Annotated in this window: 17 protein-coding genes; 9 read left to right on the top strand and 8 right to left on the bottom strand. The window is 39.5% G+C overall.

Going from position 1 to position 14,440, the window contains the following annotated elements; genetic code table 11:
• Positions 1-46 precede the first annotated feature (46 nt).
• The gene (locus ACLL8Z_RS02835) at positions 47-820 is read left to right on the top strand and encodes a TerC family protein (protein WP_411273239.1); all 774 of its coding nucleotides are present in this window, start codon (positions 47-49) and stop codon (positions 818-820) included.
• Positions 821-939: 119 nt separating this feature from the next.
• On the opposite strand, the gene ACLL8Z_RS02830 is transcribed toward ACLL8Z_RS02835, so the two are convergent.
• Complete coding sequence (locus tag ACLL8Z_RS02830; RefSeq protein ID WP_411273238.1) at positions 940-2,127, bottom strand: class I SAM-dependent rRNA methyltransferase; 1,188 nt, start codon at positions 2,125-2,127, stop codon at positions 940-942.
• A 47-nt stretch (positions 2,128-2,174) separates the two neighbouring features.
• Between ACLL8Z_RS02830 and ACLL8Z_RS02825 the strand changes: the two genes are divergently transcribed.
• On the top strand, positions 2,175-2,510 hold the full coding sequence (locus tag ACLL8Z_RS02825; RefSeq protein ID WP_411273237.1) for a tRNA-binding protein: 336 nt from the start codon (positions 2,175-2,177) through the stop codon (positions 2,508-2,510).
• Between the two features lie 9 nt (positions 2,511-2,519).
• Here the strand turns inward: ACLL8Z_RS02825 and ACLL8Z_RS02820 are convergent, their stop codons facing one another.
• Both ACLL8Z_RS02820 and ACLL8Z_RS02815 read right to left on the bottom strand, forming a co-directional pair.
• Positions 2,520-3,044, bottom strand: coding sequence for a DUF892 family protein (locus ACLL8Z_RS02820; protein ID WP_411273236.1), 525 nt, complete (start codon positions 3,042-3,044; stop codon positions 2,520-2,522).
• Positions 3,045-3,059: 15 nt separating this feature from the next.
• On the bottom strand, positions 3,060-3,422 hold the full coding sequence (locus ACLL8Z_RS02815; protein ID WP_411273235.1) for a response regulator transcription factor: 363 nt from the start codon (positions 3,420-3,422) through the stop codon (positions 3,060-3,062).
• A gap of 213 nt (positions 3,423-3,635) precedes the next feature.
• On the opposite strand from ACLL8Z_RS02815, the gene ACLL8Z_RS02810 reads away from it, so the two are divergent.
• From ACLL8Z_RS02810 to ACLL8Z_RS02800, 3 genes are all read left to right on the top strand, one after another.
• Positions 3,636-4,112, top strand: coding sequence for a nucleoside deaminase (locus ACLL8Z_RS02810; protein WP_411273234.1), 477 nt, complete (start codon positions 3,636-3,638; stop codon positions 4,110-4,112).
• 75 nt (positions 4,113-4,187) lie between these two features.
• Positions 4,188-4,796, top strand: coding sequence for a superoxide dismutase (locus ACLL8Z_RS02805; protein ID WP_411273233.1), 609 nt, complete (start codon positions 4,188-4,190; stop codon positions 4,794-4,796).
• A gap of 72 nt (positions 4,797-4,868) precedes the next feature.
• Entirely contained in the window at positions 4,869-5,036 is a 168-nt protein-coding gene (locus tag ACLL8Z_RS02800; RefSeq protein ID WP_411273232.1) for a hypothetical protein, read from the top strand.
• On the opposite strand, the gene ACLL8Z_RS02795 is transcribed toward ACLL8Z_RS02800, so the two are convergent.
• A complete protein-coding gene (locus ACLL8Z_RS02795; RefSeq protein ID WP_411273231.1) occupies positions 5,037-5,972 on the bottom strand; it encodes a LysR substrate-binding domain-containing protein in 936 nt (311 codons plus the stop codon).
• A 279-nt stretch (positions 5,973-6,251) separates the two neighbouring features.
• On the opposite strand from ACLL8Z_RS02795, the gene ACLL8Z_RS02790 reads away from it, so the two are divergent.
• Positions 6,252-6,992 carry a pseudouridine synthase gene (locus ACLL8Z_RS02790; protein ID WP_411273230.1) on the top strand — a complete coding sequence of 247 codons (741 nt, stop codon included), beginning with the start codon at positions 6,252-6,254 and terminating at the stop codon, positions 6,990-6,992.
• 90 nt (positions 6,993-7,082) lie between these two features.
• Here the strand turns inward: ACLL8Z_RS02790 and ACLL8Z_RS02785 are convergent, their stop codons facing one another.
• From ACLL8Z_RS02785 to ACLL8Z_RS02770, 4 genes are all read right to left on the bottom strand, one after another.
• Complete coding sequence (locus ACLL8Z_RS02785; protein ID WP_411273229.1) at positions 7,083-7,592, bottom strand: hypothetical protein; 510 nt, start codon at positions 7,590-7,592, stop codon at positions 7,083-7,085.
• Positions 7,593-7,704: 112 nt separating this feature from the next.
• Positions 7,705-9,540: a glutamine--fructose-6-phosphate transaminase (isomerizing) gene (gene glmS / locus ACLL8Z_RS02780; RefSeq protein WP_411273228.1), complete on the bottom strand. Its 1,836-nt coding sequence runs from the start codon at positions 9,538-9,540 to the stop codon at positions 7,705-7,707.
• 71 nt (positions 9,541-9,611) lie between these two features.
• Positions 9,612-10,994 carry a DUF4270 domain-containing protein gene (locus ACLL8Z_RS02775; RefSeq protein ID WP_411273227.1) on the bottom strand — a complete coding sequence of 461 codons (1,383 nt, stop codon included), beginning with the start codon at positions 10,992-10,994 and terminating at the stop codon, positions 9,612-9,614.
• Between the two features lie 85 nt (positions 10,995-11,079).
• On the bottom strand, positions 11,080-11,904 hold the full coding sequence (locus ACLL8Z_RS02770) for a glycogen/starch synthase (protein ID WP_411273226.1): 825 nt from the start codon (positions 11,902-11,904) through the stop codon (positions 11,080-11,082).
• A 147-nt stretch (positions 11,905-12,051) separates the two neighbouring features.
• Between ACLL8Z_RS02770 and panC the strand changes: the two genes are divergently transcribed.
• From panC to rfaE2, 3 genes are read left to right on the top strand one after another with little or no spacing between them, the layout of a single operon-like run.
• Positions 12,052-12,897, top strand: a complete 846-nt coding sequence (gene panC, locus ACLL8Z_RS02765; RefSeq protein ID WP_411273225.1) for a pantoate--beta-alanine ligase — start codon at positions 12,052-12,054, stop codon at positions 12,895-12,897.
• Between the two features lie 11 nt (positions 12,898-12,908).
• The gene (locus tag ACLL8Z_RS02760) at positions 12,909-13,910 is read left to right on the top strand and encodes a lysylphosphatidylglycerol synthase transmembrane domain-containing protein (RefSeq protein ID WP_411273224.1); all 1,002 of its coding nucleotides are present in this window, start codon (positions 12,909-12,911) and stop codon (positions 13,908-13,910) included.
• A complete protein-coding gene (gene rfaE2, locus ACLL8Z_RS02755) occupies positions 13,897-14,391 on the top strand; it encodes a D-glycero-beta-D-manno-heptose 1-phosphate adenylyltransferase (protein ID WP_411273223.1) in 495 nt (164 codons plus the stop codon). Before ACLL8Z_RS02760 ends, rfaE2 begins: the two co-directional genes overlap by 14 nt.
• Positions 14,392-14,440 lie beyond the last annotated feature (49 nt).

Raw genomic sequence — 14,440 nt, 5'->3', positions numbered from 1 at the left:
TGTTTATAGTTAGCACAAATATTTACTTTTGCACAAACTCTGAACTATGGAATGGCTTTCTAATCCTGAGATATGGATCTCTCTTGTAACTTTAACAGTGCTTGAAATAGTGCTCGGAATAGATAATATAATATTTATTTCGATCATGGCGTCCAAGCTTCCTGCAAACAAACAGAAGAAGGCCCGGCGTGTAGGCCTTGCCCTGGCCATGATCACAAGGGTGTTGCTGTTGCTTTCACTTACCTGGATCATGCGCTTAACTTCGCCTTTATTCAACATGGCCGATTGGGTAGGACTGACTACTGGCGAATGGTATGAAAAGCTGGCTATTTCCGGTCGAGATCTAATACTAATAATCGGAGGTTTGTTCCTCATTTATAAAAGTACCCGCGAAATACATGAAAAGCTAGAGGGCGATGAGCAGGACGTACAAACTAAAGCAGTGGTCACTTTCAACGGGGTAATCTTTCAGATCCTTCTGCTTGATATTGTCTTTTCATTAGATTCGGTTATTACAGCCGTCGGTATGGCAGATCATATAGGGGTTATGGTTGCTGCGGTAATTATCGCCGTTGTAGTGATGATGTTATCTGCCGGAGGAATCAGCGATTTTGTTAACAAACACCCTACTGTTAAAATGCTGGCTCTGTCGTTTTTGCTCCTTATTGGAGTTTCACTACTCGCTGAAGGATTCAATCAGCATATTCCTAAAGGTTATATTTACTTTGCAATGGCCTTCTCCGTATTGGTGGAAATGCTGAATCTTAAGATGAAGAAAGAAAAAGGGAAACCGGTTAAACTTAAGAACGTACCGGAATAAGAGTAAATAGCAAGGAACAAAGGAGGGAAACGCCTTATTCCTTATTCCTTACTCTTTGTTTACTGCTCAATTCTTTTACAGAAAGTCTTGGTTCTAGTCTTTTGGCTCTTGGTTCCACCTCAGGTTACCCTGCACAACAGCCCTTTTAAATATTCCCCCTCTGGGAAGGATGATCTTACCGGATGATCAGAAGGCTGTGCATATTGTTCAATAAATTGTACTTCTTTTCCTGCATCGAGAGCAGCCCATGCAAGAATTTGTTTAAACATGCTGATATCAACTGCACCTGAACAGGAAAACGTAGCCAGTAGGCCCCCTTCATTCAACAACAGCATCGCCAGCCTGTTTAGATCCTTATATGCTCTGGAGGCCTTTGTTAATGCAGAACGCGATGGCGCATATTTGGGCGGATCAAGTATGATGAGATCAAACTTCTCATTATTTTCCCTGAACACCCGTAATTGTTTGTTTACATCCGATTGAATCAACCTGTGAGGAATATTGTTGAAACTGTTGATCTCGATATTTCTTTTTAATGTATCTAAGGCGAGAGCAGAGCTGTCCACACTTACAACTTCAATTGCTCCTGCGCGAAATGCATTCAGGCTAAAACCCCCTGAGTAAGAAAAACAATCTAATATCTTTTTTCCTCCGGAATGATCAGCGACAACTCTGCGATTGTCTCTTTGGTCGCAATAGAACCCTGACTTTTGACCATCGGCAATGTTCACATGATAAAAGATACCATTCTCCTTTACGCAGACAAATTGCGGTGGTTCTATCCCAGAAAGTATAACGCCGGACGATGCATCCATTCCTTCATGCGCACGTGCTGAAGCATCACTTCTGTCGAAAATCCCTTTCGGATTTAACAACTTTTGAAGTTCATCAATAATAATAGTTTTTATTCGTTCAATACCGCTTGTGAGGATTTGAACGGAAAGAAAATCAGCATACCGATCCACGATGAGGCCTGGTATAAAATCTGCTTCGCTGAATATCAGACGATAGGTATTTGTATCTGCATTGTAAAGGGTCGCACGGTTTTTTACCGCCTTAGTAATTTTCTTCCGCCACCAGTCTTCGTTGATCTCTGTTTCAAAGTTCCATTCAAGAAGACGTACGGCAACACGGGATTTATCGTTAAAAAAACCATAAGCGAGGAAATCATTATTATTGTCCGTTACCATAACAATATCACCATTCTCCGGAGCGCCTTTCACCTGGTCTATTGCCCCAGAAAATACCCAGGGATGTAATTGTCTGACAGCTTTTTCCTTACCTTTTTTTAACCTGATCGTATACATGGCTGCAATTTACCAAACAGTTCCTATTTACTTATTAACTTTATTCGATGGAAGATATTCAATGGGCTGATTTCGAAAAGGTGGCACTCCGCGTCGGTACTATACTTGTTGTGCTTGATTTCCCCGAGGCCCGAAGGCCCGCGTACAAGTTGAAAGTTGATTTCGGAGAATTGGGAATCAAATGGAGCAGTGCACAGATAACAAAACATTATTCCAAACAAGAATTGATCGGCCGCCAGATCATTGGAGTTGTAAATTTCCCTGAAAAGCAGATTGCAAATTTTAGATCGCAGTTTTTGCTTACGGGATTTGCGGATAAGCAGGGCGAAATTGTGCTTGCGTCAGTTGAGCGGACTGTACCAAATGGATCAGCATTGATCTAAAGGCAAACGCTAATTGGTAATATATTTGGTTGATATGAGCAGAAACAAGGTTCTGTCAGCTTTTGCTTCCTCATAATTCTCCTTTAATAATTGCACAACCTGAGGATTCTTTAGTTTGATTGCTGCCATTTGAAGAATTTGAAAGGAAGCCATTTCTACACTTTCAATATTTTGTAAATAAAATAGAATGGATAGATCCCGAAGCTCTGCGTCGCCATCTTGTTGCTGTATTGCTTCAAAAGCATCGTCTACCAAACTGGTAAGTCCTAAAACATTTGCAGGTGCAACAATTTCATCCAATAGTGCGTAAATCATTTCCATACGTACTATTTGCTTTTCCACATTTTGTACTGTCTCAGCAATTGCATTTTGGAGATCAGAAAAATGAGCTTCGTGGCAAAGCAGAGGCAGCCTCTCTATCAAGTGAAGTTTAGCTGAGTAAATTCTGTTGAGGTGGTCTACAAAGAAAGTTTTAAGCTTCCCTGAACCTAAATTTATCCGTTTAGACGACTGCTCATTACCTTCATCATTCATTGACAAGATGATTACTTAATTTAAAATCAGGTTCACCTGACTAATAAGTTCATTGACATTGAAAGGCTTCCGCATATATCCATCAGCGCCGCAATTCTGGGCCAGTTCGGAGACATTAAATTCTGCAGACAATAATAAAACCGGAATGTTTTTAGTACTGTTAAGTGACTTGATTTCCTTGCAGATTTGGTCACCCGATTTATTAAAACCAATGATACGTACATCCAGTAGAATTACATCAGGATGAATTAGATGCACCTTCTCAGCCGTTGTTCCAGTATTTAATAAGATTACCTCATATCCCTCATCGCCGAAAAGTATGTCTAGGATCGAAAGAATATCTTCATCATCATCTATAACTAGTATCCGTTTTTTCATATTAAATGTTAAATCGATGACAAGTCAGACTATCTCAGTTAGCTCTGTCATGCTGATAATTATCATAAATTTGAGCAATTGTTTTGCTAATATAAAATTTGAGCAGTTTTTCACGTACTTATACTGAACATTAAAATGTATAGGACTTCAAAGGGTGGTTGATGATTGTATGTTGGGCTTGCTTCCTAAAAAAAACTAGCCTAGTTTTGATGTATGAAATACATCAGTTTTACAGATGAGCCTATGATAGCACCAGACGAGTTTTTCATGCGGGAAGCTTTGAAAGAAGCTCAAAAAGCACTGGAGCTCGATGAGGTGCCTATCGGGGCTGTAATAGTCCATAATGGTCGGATAATAGGTCGCGGCCATAATCTTACTGAACAGCTTAATGATGTAACAGCACACGCGGAAATGCAGGCGTTTACCGCAGCCGCGAATTACATCGGTGGAAAGTATTTAAAGGGCTGCACATTGTATGTAACCGTAGAACCCTGTATAATGTGTGCCGGGGCCTCTTATTGGACACAGATAAGTAATATAGTTTTTGCTGCGCCTGATTCCAAACGTGGATTTTCATTAATATCTGAGCGAATAGTTCATCCCCGAACACAAGTTGTTAGTGGTGTAATGGCCAACGATGCCGCGCAGCTGATGAAAGATTTTTTTATTGCAAAGCGCAATAAATCGTGACATCAAATTGAATAATTTCTAACATTACAGGCTTATATTTGTATATTAATAATATTAAACTTAAATTAAAATCATATGGCATTTGAACTACCTGCGTTATCGTTTGCGACAGACGCTTTAGAACCACATATTGATAAAGCCACCATGGAAATCCATCATGGCAAACACCATCAGGCTTATGTAGATAATTTAAACAAAGCTCTGGCAGGTACAGACGGTGAAGATCAAAGTATCGATGACCTTCAGAAAAATATCTCGAAGTATCCGATGGCTGTTAGAAATAATGGTGGTGGACATTTTAATCACTCTTTATATTGGTCGATTATGAGTCCTAATGCAGGTGGAATCCCAGCTGGTGATTTGGCTAAAGCGATCGACGAATCATTCGGATCTTTCGATGAGTTCAAGAAAAAATTTGCAGAAGCTGGGACTACCCGGTTCGGTTCTGGATGGGCTTGGCTTAGCGTAGCCAGTGACGGAACGGTTCAGGTGAGCTCCACTCCGAATCAGGATAACCCTCTAATGGATGTTGCCGAAGTGAAAGGTACTCCCATTCTGGGAATGGACGTTTGGGAGCACGCCTATTATTTAAACTACCAGAACAAGCGCCCCGATTATATAGCTGCATTCTGGAACGTTATAGATTGGAATGCAGTTGCTGACCGGTATGCGAAAGCAAAATAATATCAGGTAGGGCAAACTTTATTAAAAAAGTGATGTATTAATGAGGTACATCACTTTTTTAATTTTATGACCATGAACAAATCGTATTCAATTATTGCACTACTAACTATCACTTTGCTTTCAAGCTGTGAATTAGCTGGTGATATATTCAAGGCAGGAGCTTATACCGGAATTATTATAGTAGTAATTATTATTGCTCTGATTATCTGGATTTTATCCAAGTTCAGAGGAAGAGGGTAGTTAATAAATATCCAAAATTTGTTTCTTTTTGTTGTTTTGCATCCTTTTAGGTACCGCTAGCATTATCTCCTGCTCCAAAATTGAGATTAATCTTTTCTTGAGAAAATTTCGGTGAGTAACGATACTTATTTCCCTGGACGGTCCGGGAGAGCGGAAATAGCGTACACGATCAAGCTGCTTTACTGAAAAGCCTGCCATTGAAAGCTCAGGAAGCAATGTGATCCCCCTGTTCATATCCACCATTCTTTTCAAGGTTTCAACACTGTCTGTATTATATTCGAAAGGTTTCAGTTGATCAGATCTATCCCTGTTACACATATTCAGAATTTGATTCCGCATGCAATGGCCTTCATTAAGTAACCAAAGATCGTCAAGGTCAATATCCTGAGTACTAAGATTCTTTTTCGCTATGAGAGGGCTGGATTTTGACAAGTAAGCCACAAAACATTCATAGAATAATGGATTCTCATGCAAACTTTTATCTTTAACCGGAGTAGATAAGATGCCGCAATCCAGCAGTCCGTTTTTAAGTTCCTGGATGATCTGTTCTGTGGTGTATTCCCAGATAATCAATTGCAGCTTTGGATATTTGTCCATGAAAGCTGAGATTACCCCCGGCATAAGATAAGGAGCGAGCGTTGGGATTATGCCGATTTTTAATTCTCCTTCTACAGCCCCCTTTTTATTGCTTATCAGCTCCTTAATCTTATAACCTTCCTTTAGAGCTACCCTCGCCTGTTCCAAAATTTCTACTCCTATTTCGGTGGGAACTACCGGCTGTTTACTTCGGTCAAAAAGAATTACCCCAAGATCTTCTTCCAACTTCTGAACCTGCATACTCATTGTCGGTTGAGTTATGAAACATTTTTCGGCAGCAATTCCAAAACTTCTGTAGGTATCTACTGCTACTATGTACTCTAATTGGACAATGGTCATATTATAGTTTTTGGCTATGCAAAGATAATTAATATTGATTGAGACCATATATGCTTGCGCAAAGACCAAAGCGTTTGGAATAAGGAGCATATCGCCTAGCTCAGAAGATAATTTTTATAAGAAATTGCGATTATGATAATTACCCAGCTCTATTGGGATTTCTTATTTAGCATTTATAAATGGTGACGACAGACGTTATTCTTTGCTCCTTGTTCTTTACTCTTTACTAATCCTCCTACCTTTGTTACTGAATTAATTTTTAAACTATTTGCCCCGAAGATGGAAGCAGAGAAGTACACCAGGATAAATAAATATTTGAGCGAGATTGGATATTGCTCCAGAAGGGCTGCTGATAAACTGATTCTTGAAAAGCGCGTTACCATTAATGGAGTACCTCCTGTAATGGGAACTAAAATTGTGAGTGGCGATGTTGTTAAAGTAGACGGCAAACAGGTATTTGCTCCAGATGTAAAACCGGTTTATATCGCATTCAATAAGCCCGTAGGCATTGTATGCACTACAGATACCAAAATAGAGAAAGATAATATAATTGATTATATAAAATACCCTAAACGTATTTTTCCTATTGGCCGCCTCGACAAACCCAGTGAGGGATTAATACTGCTCACCAGCGACGGCGATATTGTGAATAAGATTTTGCGTGCAAGAAATAATCACGAAAAGGAATATGTAGTCACAGTAAATAAGCCCATAATTCAGGAATTCTTAAAGAAAATGCGGAGTGGGGTCCCTATCCTTGACACCGTTACCAGAAAATGTGAGGTGGAACAACTCGACCGATCCAGGTTTAATATAGTGCTCACCCAGGGTTTAAATCGGCAGATTCGCAGGATGTGTGAGTACCTGGACTACAAGGTTATCAAGCTGAAACGTGTTAGAATAATGAATATCAGGCTTGATATCCCGATAGGAAAGTGGAGGTATCTTACGGAAGAAGAACTGGGGGAGATAAACCAAATGGTTTTATCATCTTCAAAAATCCACATCGATTCTGAATAAGTTCACAAATCAATAATCTTAGAATAGCCTAGGCAGTGATATTATCTAAGGGTTACCAAAATGACCAATGGCAACCTGAATTCGGAGAGATTAAACTGGTTTAATCGTTTTAAGAGGGTATTTAGAAGCCATATACAGGCTCATAAATAAACCGATTAGGAACACCCCACCCATATATCCCAGAATGGCAAACTTTTCTTTCGCCACCCCCCTTCCAAGTTCAGGGCCATAGATGGCAGCAAAAAGCCAGATATATGGGTATAGAAATCCACCAATTGCCACTAAATATGAGGTGGTTATTTTTAACTTCTCGGGTGCTGACAGGAAGGAGACAAATAGCAGTACTCCCATGACCATAGCTCCTATTCCCGTGGAGTGAAAGTGAAACCTTTGATAATAACGCCAGTTTTTTTCTTCTTCTGATTTTAACATTTCTGCCTTTTCTGCAGGATCCTGAATAAGATTTATTTTTTCGTTCTTCTTTAGCCCCTCAATGATCTTATTTTTAAATAATTCCTCATTTGCTCCGAATAGGACAGAGATGAACACACCGCCAATGAGTGTTAAAATGGCTATTAAGAATGGGACTCTGTTCGTCATTTCAATAATGCATAACTAAAACGCAGAAAACAAACTAAACATTTTAATTGACTATTTTGTAGATTCTCGCGGTTTATATAATCTTACCATTGATCATTATTACTTTAAGCATTTACTCCACAGTTACTGATTTTGCCAGATTTCGTGGCTGGTCGACATTACATCCGCGAAGTACTGCTATATGATACGACAACAGCTGAAGCGGAATCGTAGCAAGCAGAGGTAAAAAGATTTCATCTGCATCGGGAATCTCAATGGTGTAATCTGCCATATTTCTAACCACTGTGTCACCCTCGGTTACTATCGCTATAACATTTCCTTTCCGGGCTTTTACCTCCTGAATATTGCTGATGACCTTTTCATAAGAGGAATTCTTTGTAGCGATAAATACTACCGGCATATCCTCGTCAATTAAAGCTATTGGACCATGCTTCATTTCAGCAGCAGGATATCCTTCTGCGTGAATGTAGGAGATCTCTTTAAGCTTCAAAGCCCCCTCAAGCGCCACCGGGAAACCGCTACCGCGACCGAGGAAAAGAAAATTACGGGCGTCTTTAAATTGCTCCGATATAATCCTGATTTTATCATTTGATTGAAGGCATTTTTCAACGAGAAAGGGGATATCATTTAATTCGGTTAATAAGTGTACCAATTTTGTTTGAGAAATTGTACCTCTTTGCTGAGCCATGTAGAGTGCCATCAAAGTCAGTACTGTAACCTGGGCCGTGAATGCTTTTGTCGAGGCTACGCCAATTTCCGGGCCTGCATGTGTATAAACCCCAGCGTGACTTAATCTAGGGATTGATGCGCCAACCACATTACAGATACCAAAGATGGTAGCACCTTTTTCCTTTGCAAGTTCAATCGCTGCCATAGTATCAGCCGTCTCGCCGGATTGAGAAACTGCTATCACAATATCCTTTTCGGAAATTATCGGATTTCGGTACCTAAATTCAGAAGCATATTCAACTTCTACCGGTATCCTCGCACACTCCTCAATCAGATATTCCCCTACAAGTCCCGCATGCCATGATGTACCACAAGCAACTATTATAATTCGGTCAATATTTTTTAGTTTCTCGGCATATTCTTTGATGCCGCCCAATTGTACCTTGCCGATTTCCGGGTATATACGACCGCGCATACAGTCTCTGATTGATCTGGGCTGTTCGAATATCTCTTTAAGCATGAAATGATCGTACCCGCCTTTTTCAAGCATCTCGAGCTTCAACTCTAGCTCCTGAACATATGGTATCTGAACTACATTGTCTATACTTTTGATCAAGAGTTCCTCGCGCCGGATATACGCGATCTCATTATCCTTAAGATAAATTACATTTTTTGTATATTCGATGATAGGAGAAGCGTCTGATGCTATGAAATATTCACTTTCACCTACTCCCAGTACCATTGGACTGCCTTTGCGGGCAGCGATTAGTTCGTCAGGATCATTTTTGTCCATAATGACAATAGCATATGCTCCTACTACCTCACTTAGTGCGATTCTCACTGCTTCTCTAAGTTCAAGGTCAGTTTGATTTCGAATATCTTCAATAAGATGGATCAGTACTTCTGTGTCAGTATCGCTTCTGAAAATGTGTCCTCTTGAAACAAGAGTTTCTTTCAGTGTGGAATAATTTTCAATAATTCCGTTGTGTATTATTGCGAGGCTTTCATCGCCGGAAGTATGCGGATGGGAGTTTCTGTCGGAAGGTTCTCCGTGGGTTGCCCAGCGGGTATGGCCCATACCGATTTTGCCATTGAGATTTGCGCCTTCGACAGAGAGCTCAAGGTCACTAACTTTACCTGCCTTTTTGTAAATATTAAGTGTATTGTCGATTAAAGCAACACCAGCACTATCATATCCCCTATATTCAAGCCTGTGAAGTCCTTTGACCACAATTGGCCAAGCCTCACGGAACCCAATATATCCGACAATTCCACACATAATTTTAAAATTTTAAGGATTGAAGTTATTCGAAAAACAAACAAGAATAAAAGATCTGGTTTAAAGCGGGCCTAATTTATTTTATTATAAAATAAATTAAGTTTCATTTTATAAGTCACTCCATTTTTTCCGCTGCCTAAAACAGTTCTTGAGGCTGTTGTACCTGAAGCTAAAGGCCCCAACTGACGTGTATAGCGAGTACTCACCGGAGCAATAAATGTATCATATTGTTTAGATTTACCCTTAAGTATATCCTGAAGAAAAGTTGTCACAACAAACTTATAACGTTTATTAGCAGCATCGTAGAAACCGCCAAAATCCAGATCGGAAAGTGCGATTGCAGCATTTGTGCCAAAGTCAGGAATAAATTGCCTCTGGCTGGCTATATCAGTCGTATACATTAGCAAACGAGGCGCCGGCTTATAATTGTCAGTACCGCCAACTACAGATACGATGAGTTCAGCTTTATTGATGGTTATATTTCCAAGCTCCTTCAACTTATCCAGATGAGGAAATCTAATTTTTGTGCGGAGACCGGCTAAGCCCTGAACATAAGTAAAATCATATTGAGTAGCTGGATTATTCAATTGGGTTTGAACGTTTGTTCCAGTGTAGTCGTGTGTGAATTGGGCAGCTACAGGTTCGCTCCCGTTTAAAATAGGAAAAGAAACTTTAGTTGTATCAATGGTAGTACCGCTTGTAGTTTTATAATAGATTTCAAGCCTGCTGGAATCAGAAAGATTCAGAAAAGCAATACCACCCGGGCCTGAGCTTTGTGCCTCATTTACTCTTAGATGCAATCCTTTAATAAATTTCATAAACAGGGCCTGAGTGCTGAAATTGGCTGCGGCAGCCTTGAGGAAATTGTTATTGATGAAAGATGCATTTATGGGAATCCTTATTTGTGGAGCTCTGGTTTTTATAACGTCAGCTTTACCAGTAACAATCTCGTTTACTTTAACGCTATCTTTTCTGCGTATCGTCACCCTTTGATTACCAATAATTGCAGAGTTGACATTGAAACCGGTTTGATTATAGTAACTTTTAGACTTGCTTAATTGCTCAGATAGCTGACGTACTTCAATCTGAAATTTCGAAGTGCTATCCCCGTAAAACTCATCACCATAGTGTAACACAAGAACCGCTGAATCCAAAACAGGGGCGGTTCCAAAAGTAGTACTGCTATTAACCATGGTTAATGAAAGCGCAATATTGGATGTTGTTTTACCTAAAATCGGGTCGTTAAAATAGCCCAGGGGATACTGGCTTAATGCATTGGTAAGGATCGAATCTTCACGAACTGTAGTTGACCTGACCGTAACGGTATCTATGAATGTTCCCGAAATACCTGTTGAAGGATCAACATCTAAACCGATAGAATCTGTATTTTGACAGCCACTAAAAATAAAAAGACTTATCAACAACGTTAATAAGTCCAGTTTGTATAATTTCATCTGTAAACATTTTTTTAAAAGCCGGAGAACCAGTTTAAATCACCACTTTATTGTATGGAGATTGTAGGTTTCTTGGCGATACACCTTAAACTAAAGAGACCAGCTCTTCATTAGCTATTTCTTCGTAAAGGTTGTAATAATTTTCGAAATCTGATGTCAGATTGAATTCTAAGGTCGGTTTATTGCCTTTTTTAACAAACTTTAACACTTCTTCGCTGATATTCTCGCTCGCATAAACTACCGCGTCGGAATAAGATATAGCTCCCAAATCTAAGGCTGTGTTAGTGGCGTCTGTATAAATCTGAGTATTTTCCGCAGTCATCCCTCCCATAATTGACTTGGTTGCAAATGCTGGGTTTAAACTGTTTGCAAAACCTTCGTCATATACAGAATAAACCACCTTTGAGTTCTTGAAAGTAGGATCGTCTTTGTAAATTGTTTTTAGGTAAGCCGGAACAAGAGCACTCATCCACCCATGGCAATGAACAACATCAGGAGACCATCCAAGTTTCTTAACTGTCTCTAAAGCACCTTTGCAGAAAAATATTGTGCGCTCATCATTATCCTCATAAAACTTATTTCCTCCATCAGAAAACACATGTTTTCTTTGAAAGTATTCCTCATTATCAAGGAAATACACCTGCATGCGTGCAGAGGGTATGGATGCCACCTTAATAATTAAAGGGTTGTCGTTATCATTGATAATGATATTCATTCCTGAAAGACGAATTACTTCATGCAATCTATTACGGCGCTCATTAATATTGCCAAAACGAGGCATCAGGATTCGGATCTCAAATCCTTTATCCTGCATAGCTTGTGGAAGCTGGCGGGTAATCTCGGAAATCTTAGTAAGTTCAAGGAAAGGCGACATCTCATGCGTAATAAAAAGAATCTTCGTTTTAGCCATCTCCAATTTGATTAAATTAAGGGTTAAGAAAAGTTGTAGAACAGCAAAGATACGGAATATGTTATGAATTATCAACGATTTACGCAAGTTGTTTTGGTGGTAGTTAAGTATTTAACCATTTTTGGGGTCAATTAAAGAAGAGATATTTTGGAAATTTTCAAGACCAGGGCAGAAGTTCATACGTATTTGGAACAGTTGAAACTACGGGGTAAAACTATAGGATTCGTGCCTACAATGGGAGCTTTACATCAGGGACATTTATCACTGGTAAAGGCGGCAGGTGAAAAGGCCAACGTCGTAGTTTGCAGTATATTTGTTAATCCAACTCAATTTAATGACAAGAATGATCTGGAAAACTATCCGAGGCCGATAGAAGATGATATTAAAAAGCTTGAAGAAGCAGATTGTGATGTATTGTTTCGTCCTGAAGTGGAGGAAATGTATAGTAGCAATGATAAGTGGCATATGGAACTCAACAACCTTGATAATGTTCTCGAAGGAGAAGTGCGTCCTGGTCACTACCAGGGAGTTACCCAAATTGTTAAAAAACTTTTTGACATTGTAAGACCTGATTTTGCTTTTTTCGGGCAAAAAGATTTTCAGCAATTTGTCGTGATATCTTATATGGTGAATAAGCTTGGTGTCGATGTACAATTGATAATGTGTCCGATTATTCGGGAAAAAGACGGCCTTGCAATGAGCTCAAGGAATGTATATTTATCAAACCAAGATCGCCAGAATGCCCTTTCTTTGTTCATGTCTTTAACAAAAGCCAAAGCAGACTTTGGCGAATTAAGCATACCACAGATTAAAAAAAATGCCATAAAATACCTTTCCAAAGTTGCTGGAATTGAGATGGAGTATTTCGAGTTATATAACAAGAATACGTTCGAGCCAGCTTCGTTCCCACAGACCGAAAATATTATCGCACTTGTAGCAGCCCGGGTGGGCAATATCCGGATTATTGACAATATGCTCTTATCAAACAAATAACAACCAATATATTGACGCGATACCTCTCTACATTTAAGTACATAATTTTACTATTAGTCGGCGTGGCATTATTAGTTCTGGCCTTTAAGGGGCAGGATGTTAACCAATTAATTTCTGATCTTAAAAGAGCTGACTACAAGTGGGTTCTTGCCTCTGTTGTCGCCTGTTTTGTAGCACATATTGTTAGGGCTATCAGATGGAGAATGATGATTGCCTCATTAGGTCATGGTACACCAACATTGTTAAATACGTGTTATGCAGTGTTTGTTGGCTACATGGCAAATCTTGCATTTCCGAGAATGGGGGAAGTTTCACGCTGCGGTGTTATTAACAAGACAGATAAAATTCCGATAATCAAGCTTATAGGTACCGTAATAGTTGAGCGCATCGTTGATCTGCTTATGTTAATAATAGTTGTAGCCCTTGGTATAATGCTTCAGTTCGACCTTCTTACGGATTTCCTGTACAATAACATTATGGCCAAAATGAATAGTGGCACCGTGAACCTTACAGTTCTGATATTAGCCGTGCTCATACTTGTTCTCGCCATAGGATTTTTCTACCTTTTGATGAAAAAAAAGAATTGGGGAATCAGGAACCGGATATACAGTTTATATATAGAAATGAAAAGCGGCATTTTCTCCATCAAAGACTTAAAAAATAAATCCGCATTCATTTTTTGTTCAGTATTTATCTGGACATTATATGGTTTATCTATATACTTGTGCTTCTTTGCACTCACTTCTACCTCCAGCCTTGGGCTGCTAGCTTCGCTCTCAGTATTAGTTTTCAGTAGTCTGGGTATGATCGTACCAGTACAGGGCGGTATTGGAGCATTCCACTTCATGGTTTCTGAGGGACTCATGGTATATGATATACTAAAAAGTGAGGGTCTTGCCTACGCCCTGCTATTGCATTCTATTCAAACACTCCTGGTTATTATAGCGGGTGCAATTAGCGTAATTTTGCTCATGATAAAGTCTTCCAAATTATCTCCCGATGAGCAAACTTAAGCATATACAGGAAAAAATTTTCACTCAGAACAGCATTCGAACCCTTCTGAAAATGTGGCGTTTGCCTGGTGCACAGATAGTTTTTACAAACGGCTGTTTCGATATTCTTCATCTCGGCCATATCGACTATCTGGCAAAAGCTGCGGATTTAGGAGACAAATTGATTGTAGGGCTGAATTCAGATAAATCTACCAGGGACATTAAGGGCCCAGGTAGACCTATTACTGATGAGAAATCGCGATCTACAATTCTTGCATCGCTTTCTTTTGTAGATGCAGTGGTCATTTTTGACGACGAAACTCCTTTGGAACTCATTAAAATCGTGAGTCCTGATATTCTGGTGAAAGGTGCAGATTATTCTATTGATCAAATTGTTGGTGCCGAATTTGTTGTACAAAACGGTGGGAGGGTTCAAACACTGTACTATCTTCCTGGTTATTCTACAACATTGATTGAACAAAAGATAAGGACACTTAAATGAACTGAGGCGGCATAAGTTTTCTTGATGTGCATTTACAGTATATATAGCC

Origin of the sequence: Daejeonella sp., from assembly GCF_046590655.1 — a bacterium.
Taxonomy (GTDB): domain Bacteria; phylum Bacteroidota; class Bacteroidia; order Sphingobacteriales; family Sphingobacteriaceae; genus Daejeonella.
Note: the sequence above shows the minus strand (reverse complement) of the source record. Positions and strands in the feature narration are given on the sequence as shown.

Coding starts and splice junctions, on each gene's coding strand:
- ACLL8Z_RS02835 (WP_411273239.1), top strand. CDS start 47: ATGGAATGGCTTTCTAATCCTGAGATATGGATCTCTCTTGTAACTTTA.
- ACLL8Z_RS02830 (WP_411273238.1), bottom strand. CDS start 2,127: ATGTATACGATCAGGTTAAAAAAAGGTAAGGAAAAAGCTGTCAGACAA.
- ACLL8Z_RS02825 (WP_411273237.1), top strand. CDS start 2,175: ATGGAAGATATTCAATGGGCTGATTTCGAAAAGGTGGCACTCCGCGTC.
- ACLL8Z_RS02820 (WP_411273236.1), bottom strand. CDS start 3,044: ATGAATGATGAAGGTAATGAGCAGTCGTCTAAACGGATAAATTTAGGT.
- ACLL8Z_RS02815 (WP_411273235.1), bottom strand. CDS start 3,422: ATGAAAAAACGGATACTAGTTATAGATGATGATGAAGATATTCTTTCG.
- ACLL8Z_RS02810 (WP_411273234.1), top strand. CDS start 3,636: ATGAAATACATCAGTTTTACAGATGAGCCTATGATAGCACCAGACGAG.
- ACLL8Z_RS02805 (WP_411273233.1), top strand. CDS start 4,188: ATGGCATTTGAACTACCTGCGTTATCGTTTGCGACAGACGCTTTAGAA.
- ACLL8Z_RS02800 (WP_411273232.1), top strand. CDS start 4,869: ATGAACAAATCGTATTCAATTATTGCACTACTAACTATCACTTTGCTT.
- ACLL8Z_RS02795 (WP_411273231.1), bottom strand. CDS start 5,972: ATGACCATTGTCCAATTAGAGTACATAGTAGCAGTAGATACCTACAGA.
- ACLL8Z_RS02790 (WP_411273230.1), top strand. CDS start 6,252: ATGGAAGCAGAGAAGTACACCAGGATAAATAAATATTTGAGCGAGATT.
- ACLL8Z_RS02785 (WP_411273229.1), bottom strand. CDS start 7,592: ATGACGAACAGAGTCCCATTCTTAATAGCCATTTTAACACTCATTGGC.
- glmS (WP_411273228.1), bottom strand. CDS start 9,540: ATGTGTGGAATTGTCGGATATATTGGGTTCCGTGAGGCTTGGCCAATT.
- ACLL8Z_RS02775 (WP_411273227.1), bottom strand. CDS start 10,994: ATGAAATTATACAAACTGGACTTATTAACGTTGTTGATAAGTCTTTTT.
- ACLL8Z_RS02770 (WP_411273226.1), bottom strand. CDS start 11,904: ATGGCTAAAACGAAGATTCTTTTTATTACGCATGAGATGTCGCCTTTC.
- rfaE2 (WP_411273223.1), top strand. CDS start 13,897: ATGAGCAAACTTAAGCATATACAGGAAAAAATTTTCACTCAGAACAGC.